Raw genomic sequence first — 16,096 nt, forward strand, 5'->3', positions numbered from 1 at the left:
GAATGCCAGAGCCGGAGCGGCGCGCGACGCGCGCCAGAAGCAAAGGGCAAAACCAAAGCCACCATCCGAAGCCAAAGCCACAAGGCAAGCGAGTACGTTGAACATTGATCCGGCTTCGCCCAGTGCGATGTGCCGCGCCAGCGGCACGAGCCGTGTGCTTTTGATCTGAGGGGCCCCTGTGCGGCGGTGAGGATTGGACGATCAGGCCCCGCAGGGGTGCCTGGCATGGATGCCAGGCACTTTTCGTCAGGGCAGGATGCCCTGTCGAAAAGCCCGGCCGACCCTCACGGACTTGCCGGGCCATAAGGCCCGGCAAGCGCCAAGCGGGGTGCCTTTTCTTTTGGTTACTTTTCTTTGGGCAAGCAAAGAAAAGTGACCCGGCCTCCGGCAGGAGGTCGGAAGCCCGCCGCAGGCGAGCCCGGTCGCAGAAGCGCTACATCACCGCAGAAGAGCAAAGTCACTGGATCCCTGCTTTCGCAGGGATGACGGTGAGGGATAGAAACGCTACCGCGAGCACCCGCCCCTCACCCCAACCCTCTCCCCGGAGGGGAGAGGGAGCTAAGAGCCCGGACGCCGCACCGTTAGCTGGCCTTCGCGTGGATAACGAAGAAGCCGCTCAGAAGTTATAGCCGACGTCGATAGCCAGACGTATTCACAACAGAAAAACTCACCCCCGCCCCAGCGGCACACACACCCGCACCCGCAAGCCCCGCCCATACGGCGAATCAAGCAATTCAATGGAAGCATCATGCAACTGCGCCGCCCGCTGCACGATGGAAAGCCCCAGACCATAGCCTTCGCCACGGCTACTGCTCTCGCGATGAAAACGCGCAAACACCGCTGCCCGCCGCTCCGGCGGAATACCTTCGCCGTTATCGATCACATCGATCACTGCCTGATCCGCCTCGGGCCCGATCGAAAGTTGCACGCGGCCACCCGAGGGCACGTGACGCAAAGCGTTCTCCAACAGATTGCGCAGTAATGCGGCCAGCGCCACCTCGTGACCACGCACGATCAGCTGGCCCTGGGCGAGCGCGACATCCAGCTCGACGTCGCTGTCGGCAATCAGCGGCGACAACTCTTCGATGACCGAGCGGGCCACCGCGAGCAGGTCGATATCCACGCGCTGGTCCGCGCGCGAACTCGCTTCCAGACGGGCCAGCGAAAGCAACTGCTCCACGCGCCGCGCCAATGCCGCCAGGCTTTCGCGCGCACCGGCCAGCGCCACATCGGCCTCCTGCGTGTCGCGGCTGGCTTCGGCGTTTTCCAGATTGATCATGGTGGAGGCCAGCGGTGTGCGCAGTTCGTGGGCCACATCCGCGCTGAAGCGCCGCTCGCGTTCCAGCGCTTCTTCCAGCTGGGCGAACTGGCCGTTGAGCGCAGCCAGCACGGGCTCCAGCTCGCGCGGGGCATGGTCGATCTGTAGCGTTTCATGGCTGCCGGGTTTGCGCTGGGACAGCAGCGACGCCAGCGCATCCAACGGTTTGAGCCCGCGCCGCACCGCCCAGCCCACCAACAACGCCAGCACCGGCAATGCGATCAATGGCGGCAGGGCATGCTCCAGCCAGAGTGCCTTGGTGATGTCGGTGCGGCTGTCGTAGCGCTCGGCGGCACGCACCACCACGCCATCGGGCGTCGGCGGCAAGGTGAACAGGCGCCAGCGGTATTCGCCGACCTGCTCATTCTTGAAACCGGCGTGCCCTGCTTTGGGTGGCGGCAGATCGGTGAGATTGCCGGTGACCAGCAGCGGCCGGCCATCGCGATCGAATACCTGGAAACCCACCTCGGATTCATAGGTGTGACCGTGCATCACCAGTTCCTGCGCCGCCTTGGCGGTGATCGGCACCACCACACCGGACTCGGCGCCATGCTGTTGCAGCGCCGGCAGGCCCATGTTGCCGATCAGGGTTTGCAGCGTTCGCGCCGATTGCGCGAGGCGGCCATCGGACAGCTCACTCACCTCGGTGATGGTGCGCCGGAGGCTGTACACGCCCAGCGGCAGCAGCACCAGCGCGATGACGCCAAGGATCAACCAGCGCAGGCGGGCGCGCAGGCTGGCCGCGCTCACTTCGGATCCCGCGGAATCATGTAGCCGAAGCCGCGTACGTTGCGGATGGTTTCAAAGCTCAGCTTGCGGCGCAGCGCGTGCACCAGCACTTCCAGCGCGTTGTTGCCCACGACGTGGTCCAGACCGTAGAGCGAATTCTCCAGGCTTTCGCGGCGCACCAGCTTGCCGGCGCTTTCCATCAGCGCCTGCAGCAAGGCGAATTCGCGGCGGGTGAGTTCCACCGGCTCGCCGCGAAAGGTGACTTCGGAGGTACCCACGTCCAGGCTCAGCGCCCCCACGTCGATACGGTTGACCGCCATCCCCCGCATGCGGCGGGTCAGCGAGCGGATACGCGCCGCCAGCTCATCCACGTGAAAGGGCTTCACCAGGTAATCGTCGGCGCCGGCATCGAGCCCGTCGATGCGGGCAGAGAGCCCATCGCGCGCGGTCATCACCAGCACCGGCGTTTCCACATGGGCGCGCCGCGCCTCCACCAGTACCTCGATGCCATCGCGGCCGGGCAGGCCGAGATCCAGCAGCACGAGATCGGCGGTGCGGTCGCGCATAGCCATCAGCGCCTCGCGGCCGTCGCGCAACCACGACACCGTGTAGCTCAACCGCTCAAGCGCGCGCTGGATGGCGGCTCCGAGCTGCGCGTCGTCTTCGACCAGAAGGATGTGCACGAACCTGAGGCTCCCGTCGCCAGGGGCGGCAATGACCAGGGAGATTATCCGTCAGGTGACTTATGAAACACTTAATTGGCGCCATCCCCTCTCCCGAGGGAGAGGGGCGCGCCGGCGGCGGTCAGTCCTTGTCGTAGGCGAACTGGATGCCCGCCGTGCCACCGGTTTCGATGAACAGATTGATGAAGGCCGGCACGGTTTCCGAACGCTTCCAGTCGCGCTGCAGCTCGCAGAACAGCTGGGCCACGCTGATCATCTTGCCGCCGGCCTGCTCGATGCGGCGCAAGGCCATCTCATGAGCCGTTGTCGAGGTGCCGCCCACGGCGTCGGCCACCACATAGACCTCGTAGCCTTCCTTCAAGGCGTCCAGCGCGGGGAACGTCAGGCAGGCCTCGGTCCACAGCGCCGTCATGATCAGCTTCTTGCGGCCGGTAGCTTCCACTGCCTTGCGGAACTCCACGTCCTCCCACGAGTTGATGCTGGTGCGGTCGTAGGTGGGAAACGTATCCAGCACCTTGCGCAACTGGGGAATCGGCGGTTTGTTGAGGCCGGTCTTCACGTTGACGGTGGAATGCACGATCGGCAATCCATAAACAACAGCGGCCCGGGATGCGCCGACGATGTTGTTGACCAGCAACTGCCGGTCCATCGAAGCGATGGAATTCACCTGCACCGGCTGATAGTCGATGACGATGAAGGCGGCGTTCTGCGGGGTGAGCAACTGATCCTTGACGGGATCACGGATGGGTTCGCTTGCCATGGGATGGTCCTCGGAGTGAGTGCGGAATGAAGTGGTGACTACACAAGCGGGGCAGTGCCGGATACATGCGTTCGGAATCGAACACTTCGTGACGGCAGCGCAAGCGCGCTGCCGTGTCGTTCTTTTTTAGTGATTCGGTGCTATCTGGCCAAAACGGCCGTTGCTGAAATCGGCGATGGCCTGGTGGATTTCCTCCATCGTGTTCATCACGAACGGACCACGGCCAACGATGGGCTCGTTGAGTGGTTCGCCGCTCAGCAGCAGCAAGGTGGCATCGGTATTGGCTTCGATCTTCAGATCCGTACCGTCGCGCTCGAAGGTCACCAGCTGCCCATCGCGCGCCACCTGCTGGCCATTGACCAGCACCGTGCCACGCAGGACCACCAGCGCCGCCGTACGGCCGGCGGCCACCGGCAAGCGGAGCTCATGACGCTCGCGCAGACGGATATCCCACACATCGACAGGCGTGAAGGTTTGCGCGGGGCCGCGATGGCCGTCGTAGTCGCCTGCGATGACGCGCAACTGACCCGCGCCACCCGGCAACGCGACATCGGGAATGTCGCGATTCAACAGGGTCTGATAGCGCGGCGCGCTCATCTTGTCCTTCGCGGGCAGATTCACCCACAGCTGCACCATGTCGAGCGTGCCACCGGTGCGGGTGAAGTCGCGTGAATGAAATTCCTCGTGCAGGATGCCCGAGGCCGCCGTCATCCATTGCACGTCGCCCGGGCCGATCTTGCCGCCGGCGCCGGTGGAGTCGCGGTGTTCCACCTCGCCCTCGTAGACGATGGTGACGGTTTCAAAACCCCGGTGCGGATGCTGACCCACGCCACGCGGCTGACTTGCCGGCTTGAACGGCGCGGGGCCGGCATGGTCCAGCAACAGGAACGGACTCAGGTGGTCGCCGTGGGTGTCGTAAGAGAACAGCGAGCGCACCGGAAACCCGTCGCCCACCCAGTGGCCATGGGGCGCGCTGTAGATACCAAGCACCTTCTTCATAAGCTTCTCCCGTGAGGTGGCCAGGGTGGCCACCGGTGTTGGGAGCAACGATAAGCTTGGAACGATGGTGCCGGTAGCCAGCAAGATTTATCCTTAGCGTTCTATCTATAGAACGATGAGGCGCCCGCCATGCGCGATCTCAACGACCTGTATTACTTCGCCCAGGTGGTCGAGCACGGCGGCTTTGCGCCCGCCAGCCGAGCGCTGCACGTACCCAAGTCCAAGCTGAGCCGGCGGCTTGCCCTGCTGGAGGAGCAGCTCGGCGTGCGCCTGATCCAGCGTTCGTCGCGGCACTTTTCGGTGACCGAGATCGGGCAGGAGTTCTACCGGCACTGTCAGGCCATGCTGGTGGAGGCGGCCGCGGCGGACGAGGCCATCGAAACGCGCCGCGCGGAGCCGCAAGGCGTGGTGCGGCTCAGCTGCCCGGTGGCGCTGCTGCACGCGCGCGTCGGCGACATGCTGGCGGAGTTCATGCTTCTGCACCCCAAGGTGACGCTGCTGCTGGAAAGCACCAACCGCCGAGTGGATGTGATTGCCGAAGGTTTCGACCTGGCCATTCGCGCCCGCCCGCCACCGCTGGAGGACAGCGAGCTGGTGCTGCGCGTGTTCGCCGAACGCAGCTGGCGACTGGTGGCGAGCCCCTTGTTGATCGAGCAACTGGGCGCACCGCAGGTACCGGCCGACCTGCATCGCTTTCCCACGGTGGACACCTGCCCACCCAGCGGCATCCACGTGTGGGAACTCACCGGCCCGGCGCAGGCACAGGCCGCGCTGCATCACACACCGCGGCTGGTTACCGACGACCTCATAGCGCTGCGTTCGGCGGTCATACGCGGCGTCGGGGTCTGCCAGCTGCCCAGCATGGTGGTGAGCGATGCACTGAAACAGGGCGAGCTGGTGGAATTGCTGCCTGGCTGGTCGCCGAAGGTTGGCATCGTGCACGCGGTGTTTCCGTCGCGGCGTGGACTGCTGCCGGCGGTGCGCGCGCTGATCGATTTCCTTGCGCAGCGCATGCAGGCAGCAGATGACTAGGCGCCACTGTCTCAACGATTGAGACAGCCCACGGGTGCAATGCCGTTCCCGGACGGAGCGCGCCCATGAATGCCTTGCCCAATCCCCTCGCCCAGCGCGCCGTGCGTCAGGACGGCGCGTTATCGGCGCCCGTCTCCGGCGGCGACCAGCTGGCCCGGCAGCTGACCAAGCGCTATGGCGACCGCATTACCGGATCGTTTGTGCTGCCCGGACGCGAAGGTCAGTTCGCCCCGCTCCCCGGCGATATGCCGCCGGCACTCGCGGACGCCTTGCGCAGCCGCGGCATTCATCAGCTCTACGCGCATCAGGCGCAGGCGTGGAATGCCACCGCGGCGGGCGAACACGTGGTGATTGCCACACCCACGGCCTCGGGCAAGTCGCTGTGCTACACGCTGCCGGTGATCAGCGCTGCCATCCGCCAACAGGCCAAGGCGCTGTACCTGTTTCCCACCAAGGCGCTGGCGCAGGATCAGGTGGCCGAGTTGCTGGAGCTCAATCAGGCCGGAGCACTGGGCGTGAAGGCCTTCACCTTTGATGGCGACACGCCGGGCGATGCGCGGCAAGCGATTCGTCTGCATGGCGATATCGTGGTGAGCAATCCGGACATGCTGCATCAGGCGATCCTGCCGCATCACACCAAATGGGCGCAGTTCTTCGAGAACCTGCGCTATGTGGTGATCGATGAAGTGCACACCTATCGCGGTGTATTCGGCTCGCACGTGGCCAATGTGCTGCGCCGGCTACAGCGTGTGTGTGCGTTCTATGGCGTGTCGCCGCAATTCATTCTTTGCTCGGCCACGATCGGTAACCCGGCCGAGCATGCGAGCGCCCTCATCGAGCAGCCGGTCACCGCCATCACCGAAAGCGGCGCGCCGGTGGGCGAGAAGCATGTGTTGCTGTGGAATCCGCCGGTGGTGAACCCGGACCTTGGCTTGCGCGCCTCCGCACGCTCACAGTCGAACCGCATCGCTCGCACCGCCATTCGCGCGGGCTTGAAGACATTGGTGTTCGCCCAATCGCGGCTGATGGTGGAGGTGCTCACCAAGTACTTGAAGGACGTGTTCGACAGCGATCCGCGCAAGCCACCGCGCATCCGCGCCTATCGTGGCGGTTATCTGCCCACCGAGCGCCGCGCCGCCGAGCGCGAGATGCGCGCGGGACACGTGGACGGGATCGTCAGCACCTCCGCGCTTGAGCTCGGCGTGGATATCGGCGCACTGGATGTGGTGGTGCTCAACGGCTACCCCGGCAGCGTGGCGGCGACGTGGCAGCGCTTTGGCCGCGCCGGCCGCCGTCAGCAGGCCTCGCTGGGCGTGCTGGTGGCGAGCAGCGATCCGCTCGACCAATACCTGGTGCGTCACCCGGAGTTCTTCCAGGGCGCACCGCCGGAACACGCGCGCATCGCGCCCGACCAACCCTTGATCCTGCTGGACCATATCCGCTGCGCTGCGTTCGAGCTGCCGTTCAAGGACGGCGAACTGTTCGGCCCGCAAGACGCCACACCCTGGCTGCAGGTGTTGTCCGAAGAAGGCGTACTGCATCAGGAGGGCGAGCGTTTTGAGTGGATCGCCGACAGCTACCCGGCCAATGCGGTGTCGCTGCGCTCGGTGGCCGACGGCAACTTTGTGGTGGTGGACCGCACCGACGGGCGCCAGACCATTGTGGCGGAAGTGGATTTCAGCGCCGCCTCGCTCACGCTGTACGAAGGTGCGATCCACATGATCCAGTCGGTGCCTTATCAGGTGGAACGGCTGGACTGGAACGGCCGCAAGGCGTACGTCACGCGCACGCATGTGGACTACTACACCGACGCCATCGATTACACCAAGCTGAAGGTGCTGGAAGCCTTTGACGGCTCGCCGGCCGGCAGCGGCAGTGCGCACCACGGCGAGGTGCACGTGGCCCGCCGGGTCGCGGGTTACAAGAAGATCCGCTACTACACGCACGAGAACATCGGCTACGGGCCGGTGAATCTTCCGGACCTCGAACTGCACACCACCGCCGTGTGGTGGCAACTGCCGCAACGTGCGCTGGATCAGGCCTTTGACCATCGCCAGCAGGCGCTCGATGGCTTCCTCGCCGCCGCCCACGCCCTGCATATCGTCGCCACCGTGGCCGTGATGGCCGAGGCACGCGACCTGCAGAAGGCGGTCGGCAGCGGCGACGGCGCATGGTTCGCCACGCCGGATGTGAACGGCCGCGCGCAGATCCGCTCGGGCTTTGGCGAAGGCGAGGCGGCGACGCTGGGCCCGTTCATTCCGACGCTTTATCTCTACGACGCCTTTCCCGGCGGCGTGGGGCTGAGCGCACCCTTGTTCGAGCGGCGCGAAGATCTGGTGCGACTGGCCCGCGAACTGGTGCACCGCTGCGACTGCCGCGCCGGCTGCCCCGCCTGCGTCGGCCCGGTACTTGCAGCCGATGAGCAGAACGAACACTCGCTGAAGTCGCTCGCCACGCGCGTGCTCGACCTGATCATCGCGTTATGAGCGCGCTTGCCGACAAATTGCGCGGACTGCGCAGACAAGCCGGTGTCGTGCCGCCAGCACCGGTGGCCGTAGCGAAGCGCGAACGCCCTGCACTGCCTGACAACATCAGTCAGCTACTCGGTATCCGCCGGCGTGCGCAAAACGCACCGCAGCGCCCGCAACGGCAAGAGTCTGCCTCGCTACCCGGCCAGACCATCGCCCCCGGCCTGCAGCTTTCCGAAACCAGCAGCGCATGGCCGCCATCGCCCTCGACGTTCCACGCCGCGTTTGCGCGACTCGATGAGGTGATCGCACCCGAACGGTTGCTGCTGTTCGACACTGAAACCACCGGGCTCGCCGGCGGCACCGGCACGCGCGCCTTCATGATTGGCGTGGCCGACTGGCACGAGGGGCGTTTTCGCGAGCGGCAACTGTTGATCACCACACTGGCCGCTGAGGGCGCCATGCTCGATTGCTTCGCGTCGTGGCTGCGGCCGGACTCGGTGCTGGTCAGTTACAACGGCAAGTCGTACGACTCGCCACTGCTCAAGACGCGCTTTCGCATGCACCAGCGTGCTTGCCCGCTCAACGGCCTTTCCCATATCGACTTGCTGCATCCCGTACGCCGCCAATGGCGCGGCGTGTGGGAAAACTGCCGCCTCGCCACTGCCGAGCGGCAACTGCTGCAAGTGGTGCGCGAAGACGATCTGCCGGGCGCGGAAGCACCCGCCGCATGGCTGGGCTTTCTGCGTGGCGGTTCGGCAGAGCCGCTGCATCGCGTGGCGCGCCACAACAGCCAGGACCTGCGAAGCCTCGGCGGCATCCTCGGCCATCTTGTGACGCAGAGCACGTCACTGCTCTGGGACACGTCGAAAACGTCAGTCCGGCGCAAGCAGAAGTGACCAGTAAAACCCCTTGTTTTCAAGGTTCCTTACAGCTTGCTTAGTAACACTTCGAAAGCGCTGAACGCCAGGTATTTGCCATGCGATCCGGCCGAAAAAATTTCAGTCCGCATTAAGCGCCGGAATCACAGCATCACGCCCACGTTCACGGAGGTGTGTCATGACCAAGCGCGCAGTAGTTAGTCGCATGTTGATGGGTTTTGCAGTAGCTGCTCTGGTGGCGGCGCCCATGGCGGCGTCGGCGCACGACCACGATGGTTGGGATCATGACGGCTACCGTCATGGCTGGGATCATGACCGCGACTATCGCGACCATGATGGCTGGCGCCATGAGGACTGGCGCCGCGATGGCGGGCACCGCGAAGGCCACTGGAGCGGCGGCCGCTGGATCGCCGGCGCCCTTGTGGTGGGTGCCGTGGCAGGCCTCGTCGAGAACGCCATGGCTCCGCCACCGGCGCCCGTGTATTACGCGCCGCCGCCGCCGCCGCCGACCGTGGTCTATCGTCAGCCGACCACCGTCTACTACGAGAGCGCCCCTGTGGTCACTCGCACCGTCGTGTATGGCGCCCCGCAACCGGTGCGTTACGAAGACGATGATGGCCAGTAAGGCAAACCGCTAACGTAAGCGCGGTTGAACAGAGCCCGGCGTGAGCCGGGCTCTTTCTTTGCGTCCGATCTGGCCTCGCGCGTCGCCAACCTTCACATCCCGTTGGCGAGCACAGGTATGGAGTGCGTGGAGGTCCCCGGCCCGGCGAGGCGGGTGACGACACACGCTCTGCCAGCCCATCCAGAGGTCACGCCCATGTCCGAGCACGTCTACAAGTCGGTGGAACTTACCGGTTCCTCGAAAGTAAGCAGCGATGATGCGATCAGGGCCGCCATCGAGCGCGCCTCGAAAACCATTCGCGACATCCGCTGGTTCCACGTGATCGAGACACGCGGGCATGTCGAAAACGGCAAGGTGGCTTACTGGCAGGTGACGTTGAAGATCGGCTTCACGCTCGAAGGCTAGAAGTACGTTGCCAACTCAGCGGCCTCTGAAGTTCGTCATTCCCGCGAAAGCGGGAATCCAGCGACTTTTAACTCCAAAGAGCAGAGGCGCTGGATTCCCGCTTTCGCGGGAATGACGAGCAAGGTTTTGGCTTCTTGGAGCTCTGAGCCAACACCCGACCGAGTTATGACGTCAGCTCATCAACAGTAGCGATCGGCAAGCGCGTCGGTCGCCTGTACCAGCGCGTCGACGATCGCCGGGTCGGCGGCGCTATGGCCAGCCAGCACAATGTGCAGCTTCGCCTCCGGCCACGCCGCCGCCAGATCGCACGCGCTCTTTACCGGGCAGATGATGTCGTAGCGGCCATGCACGATGGCAGCCGGGATGGCGCGAACGCGGTCGATGTCCCGCAATAGCTGGTTCGGCTCCAGAAAAATCTTGTGGCGGAAATAATGCGCTTCCGCCCGCGCCACGCTGATGGCCACGTGGGGATTTTCGAAGTTGCCCGGCTCGTCCGGGTCGTGCAGCAAGGTGGTGCTGCCACCTTCCCAGTTGCCCCACGCCATGGCGGCGGCAAGACGCACCGCCTGGTCATCGCTGTCCAGGCGCCGCCAGTACGCTTCGACCAGATCGTCCTGTTCTTCTACCGGGATGTGAGCGAGATAACGCGCCCAGCGCTCGGGAAAGATCTGCGAGGCGCCACCGTCGAGCTCGTTGAACCAACGCAGTTCCGGCGGCCGCCCCAGGAAGATGCCGCGCAGCACCAGCCCCAGTACGCGCTCCGGATGCGCCTGTGCGTAGGCCAGCGCCAGCGTCGAACCCCACGAACCGCCGAACACGGCCCAGCGCTCGATCTCCAGATGCTCGCGGATCGCTTCAATATCCGCCACGAGATGCCACGTGGTGTTGTCTTTCAGCTCCGCATGCGGCGTCGACTTGCCCGCACCACGCTGATCGAACAACACGATGTGGTATCGCGCGGGATCAAAGAAGCGCCGGTGGAACGCAGACAACCCCGCACCCGGTCCGCCGTGCAGGAACACCACCGGGAGGCCATGCGGATTGCCGCATTCCTCGATGTACAGCTCGTGGAGGTCGTCCACTTTGAGCCGGTGGGTGCGAAACGGTTCGATCTCGGGGTATTGCTCGCGCACGGGGCTGCTCCTCTTGTGACATCGTCGGACTATGAAGACGGACTCTTAGAGCCCGCTCAAATGCTCAACGCGCTCTCATCAATGCGTCACCGTCATCCCAGCGAAAGCTGGAAGCGCTTCACAACAGCCGAAGGCTGGTCATCCAGTGACTTTCGGTTTCTTGTGGCGCTTAAAGGCACTGGATCCCAGCTTTCGCTGGGATGACGGTGAGGGATTTATACGGGCACATCAAGACGTGAAACAAGGGCTTTCAAAAGGGCCCTGCTTCGTGCGTTGCGCTTCAAATTACTTGGCGACAGCCGAGCACCCCGCCACGACCAGTTTTGCATCCGGCCCGGCCGTCATGTCGTACAGGTCGCCGTGATCGCCCTTGGTCCACCACGTGTAACGATCCGCCATGTACTTCACGCCGGAGGCGGCCATGGTGTTGACGAACAACATCGCCTTGCCGTCCACCGGCACCAGCGCAAAGCTCTGACCGTCGCGGCTGTTCCAATAGGTCACCTGCAACGATTTGCCGCCCTCGCACTGATACGCCCGCAACATCGGCGCCTCCACCTGCACCTTGGTCACTGTCAACGGTGCCGCCGCCATGGCTACAGGGGCGCACAACAACGCGACACCGCGCAAAAGATTGGCAGCCACGCTACGCATCTTCTTCATGAGTTACTTCACCTCGTCATAGACGTATTCGTGCTGCTCGTCGCGTAACACCAGTTTGCGGCTGTCCGGCGAACCGGAGACCACAAACTCCAGACCATCGTCACCGGGCGAGATGGTCATGAAGGAGACGGAGCCGTCGTCGTTCTTGCGCGACGCCACTTCGCTATGCCACGCGCCGAAGTTGAAGGTGGTAGCGGTGCCGTGGCGCTCCACCTGGATGCTGCCGACAGCCGGGTTGCGATAGTTTTCGGCAAGCTTGGCCACCTCGGCGGCATCGGCCGGAACGGTAAGCCGTTTGCGTTCGGCAGCCAGCTCCGCCTTGTACCGTTTGACGCCCGCATCTATCTGGCTCTGCGCGATGGGCTTGCCATCAAACAGCACTTCCAACAGACGGCGCTGGAACGGCCCCCGAATGAACACCCCCGCATCGGCATTGGTGAGAATCACCGCACCTACGCCCTGCTCCGGTAGCCAGATCATGTCCGAGTGAAACCCGGAAAGGTCGCCGCCGTGATGTACCACCGGCACGCCCCACGTGCGATCGACGATCAGGCCCATGCCATACGTCGCCGCGGCGCCAAGCGCGACATTGGGTTTGCGGCGCTCCAGCAGTGCCTGTTTCGAGAGATAGCGTTTGCCGTCCGGCAGCAGTCCGTTGCTCAGCTCCATCTGCACGTAACGAAGCATGTCGCTCACCGCGCTCCACGCGCCACCCGCAGGCCTTGCCGCACGTATGGTGTCGTTGATGCCCATGCTGGCCAATGCCGTTTGGCCGTCCACATTCACTCCATGTGGCGCGGCATGATCGGCCAGCAGCGCGCGATCGAAATCAAACGTGGTCAGGTGCATGCCTAGCGGGTCAAACACCTGTTTCTGCATCGCCAGGTCGTAAGCCGGGCCCAGTTCCCTGTCCGGGTACAGGACATGCCCGCCGATATATCCGGCGACCGCCGCCATCAGGTTGGAGTACTGGAACAGCTCGCCGAACTTGCTGGTGGGCTGCATGCCGGACATGGCTGCCAGCACGCTCTCCGGCGTGGCATCGCGGCTGTTGAGCAACCACTCCATGTCCTGACGCGGCATGCCGGTGCACGCGCAGATCAGATGGCGAATCAGCACCTGTCTGGTGGTCGCGGCATTGCCCAGCTTGAACGACGGCATCACATCGGCCACCGGCGTATTCCAGCCGAACTTTTTCTCGTCCACCAACCGCGCCAGCATCAAGGTGGTGAGCGCCTTGGTGTTGGAGGCGATCATGAACAAGGTGTCGGCATCGACCGGCTCCGGCTTGCCGATTTCACGCGCGCCGAGCCCACCGGCAAACACCACCTTGTCATGATCGATCAAGCCAATCGCCACGCCGGGGACGTCATAGGCCTGGCGCGCGTTGTCGATAAAGGATCTCAGCGTTTCGATGCGACCCGCATCCAGCGGATGGGCCTTCTTGCCCGCGAAACTTTCGCGCTTGTAGCCCACGGGCAACAAGCGATCCATGATGGCTCGCGTTTGCGAGAGGCGCATCTCGGCCACCGCACTGGCCATGTCGATGATGAGCACGGTGGCTTGCTTGCCATGACGATAGGCAACGGCGACCACATGGCGCTTTTCATTGGCCGTGGTGTCGTAGTCGTAGACGCGAATCTGATCCCAGCCATCACGCGGCGCACTATCCGTCGCCAGCAGCAATGGCCAGGTCTTGGGCGGTGCATAGACTTTCCAGGCAGCGGCCACCGCGTCATCCACCTCGGCGCCCTTGATGTCGATCAGCACCACATGCGAACCCGCCTCGGGTGGATCGAGCGTCACCTTATTGCCGCTGATATGCGCGGACCATTCGGTGGGGACGACATACTGGGTACCTGCCGATGTCTTCCCCGGCGTATCGGCCTTGATCGCGGCACCCGCGGTGTCTTCGGGCACCGTCTGCGCCAGCGACGGTATCGCCAGGCCGAGCAAGCCAAGGAACAACACACATCGCATCCACATGGAGGTACCTCGTCTTGAAGGAGGAAACGCTCTGCTGTCCGTCATGCACGAAGCTGAAGCCTAATCGCATGACGGGTGACGCTGGTGGTCCATGAAGTCTACACGCGCTGATGCGGGGCGCCAGTGTGTGCTGTTCCGACGGTGGGCTGCTAAATCGGCGTGAAAGCGCCATCGCCTTTCGCGTTCGCCACGCCGATCTCCCTCGGAAGGAACCAGAAAGGAATAGCTGACTGAATGGGGATGCGAAGTGCCCTATACCACTCGGCAACGATGCAGTCGTGAAGCAGCTGCGCCCTCCGCCACCTATTCAAGAGCAGCCATGTCCGAACAGCCCATGGAATCCGACAGCTTTCCGAAAACAGATCGAACCCGCATCAGGCGCGAACCCCATCTGGGCAGTTACCAGCGTGCCGATGTCTATGCCGTGGTGGACGCCAGCCCACTCTGTCATGTCGGCTATGTCATCGATGGCGAACCGTTTGTCACCCCAACCATGCATTGGCGGCAAGGCGAGCGCCTTTATTGGCATGGCTCGGTGGGTAGCCGCTTCCTGCGGCAGGTCGAGGGAGCGCGCGCCTGCGTTACCTGCAGTCTGGTCGATGGCTATGTATTGGCGCGATCCGCGTTGAACCACGCCGTCAATTACCGATCGGCCATGCTGTTTGGTACTGCGCACGTGATGGAGTCACTCGAGGCGCGTGAAGAAGCCCTACGCCTGTTTATGGAGGGTCTTTTCCCGAAACGCTGGGACACACTACGTCCGGTGACGGAGAAAGAACTCCGCGCGACATCGGTGCTGTGGATGGATATCGAAGAGGCGACGGTGAAGGCAAGAACGGGCGATCCTTCGGATGCGGACGAATCGCATGTTCCCGTGTGGGCAGGTGTCATACCCATGCAGGCGACACTCAAAGATGCACAGCCCGCTCCGGAAGTTCCGGTATCGATCGTACTACCCGAACCTCTGGCTGCACTGGTCGCTTCCGGCAGGCTCCGCTGAGCGCGAAGCGCTGCCGGTCACTAATGGGGCTTACTTACTGCGCTCAACTTCCACGGGTGCCACATCACCCGCCTTCTGCGCCAGCGGCAAGGCATCGCTCACCAGGTGGGCGAGGAAGCGGCCTGGCTGTTCCTGCATCACCATGTGCGCCGAATCGGCAAACGAGACGAAGTGCTTGGACGGCGCCTGGATATCGTCGAACCACTTTTCAGTGAGCTCGTGCGCCGTGGTGTAGTCGTGCGCGCCCACAAAGACAATGATGGGGCAGTTGAAGTGCGTGGTGTGATCGAAGTTCACGGCCAGCAACGGATCCATCAGATGATTCAGCGTGAACAGGCTCCCCTTGTCGATCGCGGCGAGATCCTGCTTGCTGTAGTCGGGTGACAGTTCTTCGGCATCGACGTCGAACTGGTAGTCCTTGCGGCCCCAGGCCAGACCGCCGTAGTACATCTCCCATTTGCTGCGCACGCCAAGACGATCCAGAGTCAACTTGTTGCCCGGATACGGACCCATCGCTTCCAGCTCGGCCACCGCTTTGGCGTTGCCTTCGGCCCTGGCCTGAGTCAGCGCGAAGTTGTAGCCCACTTCTTCGTTGCGGCGGCCGTTCACCACCTGACCCACGGAAATGTACGCGTAGAACCAATCGGGATGCTGCTGTGCCAGGTTCACGCCGAGCACGGTGCCCCAGGAATGGCCGAGGATAAAAATTTTCTGCTTGTTGTAATGCTCGCGCAGATACTGCACCACCTGCGCTGCATCGTCGGTCATGCCCTGCACCGTCATGCCCGGCGCCATCGCCTTTTCCGAATTGGCGAGGTAGGTTTTACCGGCACCGCGCTGATCCCATTGCACGACGGTGAAGTAATCCTCCCACGGCGTCTGGAAGGTGTAGGCCTCCGGCATCGCCGGCGCGGCCGGGCCGCCATGCAGGAACAGCAGGATCGGATTACGGCGATCCTTGCCGCGAATCGACAGCCACTGATCGATGCCATTGATGCGCACCTTGATGGTCTCTTCGATGCCTTGCGAGGTAGTGATCTTGCGATTGCTTGCGAGGATGCGGGTCACTTCATCGCGCGACATCAGCTGCGACTTGTCCGGTGCCGGCGCGGCCTGAGGTGCCGTGTCAGCAAATGCTCGAGGTGCGGTAACGCCAACAGCCAGTGCCAGCATGAAAAGAGCGGAAGTGCGCAGCGTGGTCAAAGGAACTCTCCTGTATCGGTTTGGCCACCCACCGGAGTCCGCAGACGCCGTGAAGGTATGAAGTGGTGCCGGCCCTTGAACTCCTGCAGGGGCGGCACCTTTGTTGGTGTCTAGAGCAACTCGCGTGCCAGCCTCCGGACGCTCCATCAGATCACGCTGCGTCAATGACTTACGGCTGCCTCATTGCCCGACGACAGCGTCCGCGGACAAA

At 63.6% G+C, this 16,096-nt stretch carries 14 protein-coding genes; 6 read left to right on the top strand and 8 right to left on the bottom strand.

The genetic code is table 11. From position 1 onward, the window contains the following. Window positions 1-667: 667 nt before the first annotated feature. From OQE56_RS14380 to OQE56_RS14395, 4 genes are all read right to left on the bottom strand, one after another. Window positions 668-2,068 (bottom strand): ATP-binding protein, encoded by a 1,401-nt coding sequence (locus OQE56_RS14380; RefSeq protein ID WP_267225328.1) that lies wholly within the window; start codon window positions 2,066-2,068, stop codon window positions 668-670. Continuing rightward, window positions 2,065-2,730, bottom strand: a complete 666-nt coding sequence (locus OQE56_RS14385) for a response regulator (RefSeq protein WP_267225329.1) — start codon at window positions 2,728-2,730, stop codon at window positions 2,065-2,067. Before OQE56_RS14385 ends, OQE56_RS14380 begins: the two co-directional genes overlap by 4 nt. Window positions 2,731-2,851: 121 nt before the next feature. Further along, a complete protein-coding gene (locus OQE56_RS14390) occupies window positions 2,852-3,490 on the bottom strand; it encodes a hydrolase (protein WP_267225330.1) in 639 nt (212 codons plus the stop codon). Window positions 3,491-3,616: 126 nt separating this feature from the next. Next, window positions 3,617-4,489 carry a pirin family protein gene (locus OQE56_RS14395; RefSeq protein WP_267225331.1) on the bottom strand — a complete coding sequence of 291 codons (873 nt, stop codon included), beginning with the start codon at window positions 4,487-4,489 and terminating at the stop codon, window positions 3,617-3,619. A 129-nt stretch (window positions 4,490-4,618) separates the two neighbouring features. On the opposite strand from OQE56_RS14395, the gene OQE56_RS14400 reads away from it, so the two are divergent. From OQE56_RS14400 to OQE56_RS14420, 5 genes are all read left to right on the top strand, one after another. Further along, complete coding sequence (locus OQE56_RS14400) at window positions 4,619-5,521, top strand: LysR family transcriptional regulator (RefSeq protein ID WP_267225332.1); 903 nt, start codon at window positions 4,619-4,621, stop codon at window positions 5,519-5,521. A 65-nt stretch (window positions 5,522-5,586) separates the two neighbouring features. Continuing rightward, entirely contained in the window at window positions 5,587-8,007 is a 2,421-nt protein-coding gene (locus OQE56_RS14405) for a DEAD/DEAH box helicase (RefSeq protein ID WP_267225333.1), read from the top strand. Further along, window positions 8,004-8,888: a ribonuclease H-like domain-containing protein gene (locus OQE56_RS14410; RefSeq protein ID WP_267225334.1), complete on the top strand. Its 885-nt coding sequence runs from the start codon at window positions 8,004-8,006 to the stop codon at window positions 8,886-8,888. The genes OQE56_RS14405 and OQE56_RS14410 overlap by 4 nt, the downstream gene beginning before the upstream one ends. Before the next feature lie 160 nt (window positions 8,889-9,048). Further along, complete coding sequence (locus OQE56_RS14415) at window positions 9,049-9,495, top strand: hypothetical protein (RefSeq protein ID WP_267225335.1); 447 nt, start codon at window positions 9,049-9,051, stop codon at window positions 9,493-9,495. 195 nt (window positions 9,496-9,690) lie between these two features. Further along, the gene (locus tag OQE56_RS14420; protein ID WP_267225336.1) at window positions 9,691-9,900 is read left to right on the top strand and encodes a dodecin; all 210 of its coding nucleotides are present in this window, start codon (window positions 9,691-9,693) and stop codon (window positions 9,898-9,900) included. 179 nt (window positions 9,901-10,079) lie between these two features. Here OQE56_RS14420 and pip read toward each other — a convergent pair whose 3' ends face one another. The 3 genes from pip to OQE56_RS14435 all read right to left on the bottom strand — a co-directional run bounded on the left by pip (window position 10,080) and on the right by OQE56_RS14435 (window position 13,682). After that, window positions 10,080-11,033 (bottom strand): prolyl aminopeptidase, encoded by a 954-nt coding sequence (pip, locus tag OQE56_RS14425; protein ID WP_267225337.1) that lies wholly within the window; start codon window positions 11,031-11,033, stop codon window positions 10,080-10,082. Between the two features lie 285 nt (window positions 11,034-11,318). Next, the gene (locus OQE56_RS14430; RefSeq protein WP_267225338.1) at window positions 11,319-11,696 is read right to left on the bottom strand and encodes an MliC family protein; all 378 of its coding nucleotides are present in this window, start codon (window positions 11,694-11,696) and stop codon (window positions 11,319-11,321) included. A 3-nt stretch (window positions 11,697-11,699) separates the two neighbouring features. Continuing rightward, window positions 11,700-13,682, bottom strand: coding sequence for a serine hydrolase domain-containing protein (locus OQE56_RS14435; protein WP_267225339.1), 1,983 nt, complete (start codon window positions 13,680-13,682; stop codon window positions 11,700-11,702). 319 nt (window positions 13,683-14,001) lie between these two features. On the opposite strand from OQE56_RS14435, the gene OQE56_RS14440 reads away from it, so the two are divergent. Continuing rightward, window positions 14,002-14,682 (top strand): pyridoxamine 5'-phosphate oxidase family protein, encoded by a 681-nt coding sequence (locus OQE56_RS14440; RefSeq protein ID WP_267225340.1) that lies wholly within the window; start codon window positions 14,002-14,004, stop codon window positions 14,680-14,682. Window positions 14,683-14,712: 30 nt separating this feature from the next. Here the strand turns inward: OQE56_RS14440 and OQE56_RS14445 are convergent, their stop codons facing one another. Beyond that, the gene (locus OQE56_RS14445; RefSeq protein ID WP_267225341.1) at window positions 14,713-15,885 is read right to left on the bottom strand and encodes an alpha/beta fold hydrolase; all 1,173 of its coding nucleotides are present in this window, start codon (window positions 15,883-15,885) and stop codon (window positions 14,713-14,715) included. Window positions 15,886-16,096 lie beyond the last annotated feature (211 nt).

It is taken from the genome of Dyella silvae, from assembly GCF_026421305.1.
Taxonomy (GTDB): domain Bacteria; phylum Pseudomonadota; class Gammaproteobacteria; order Xanthomonadales; family Rhodanobacteraceae; genus Dyella; species Dyella silvae.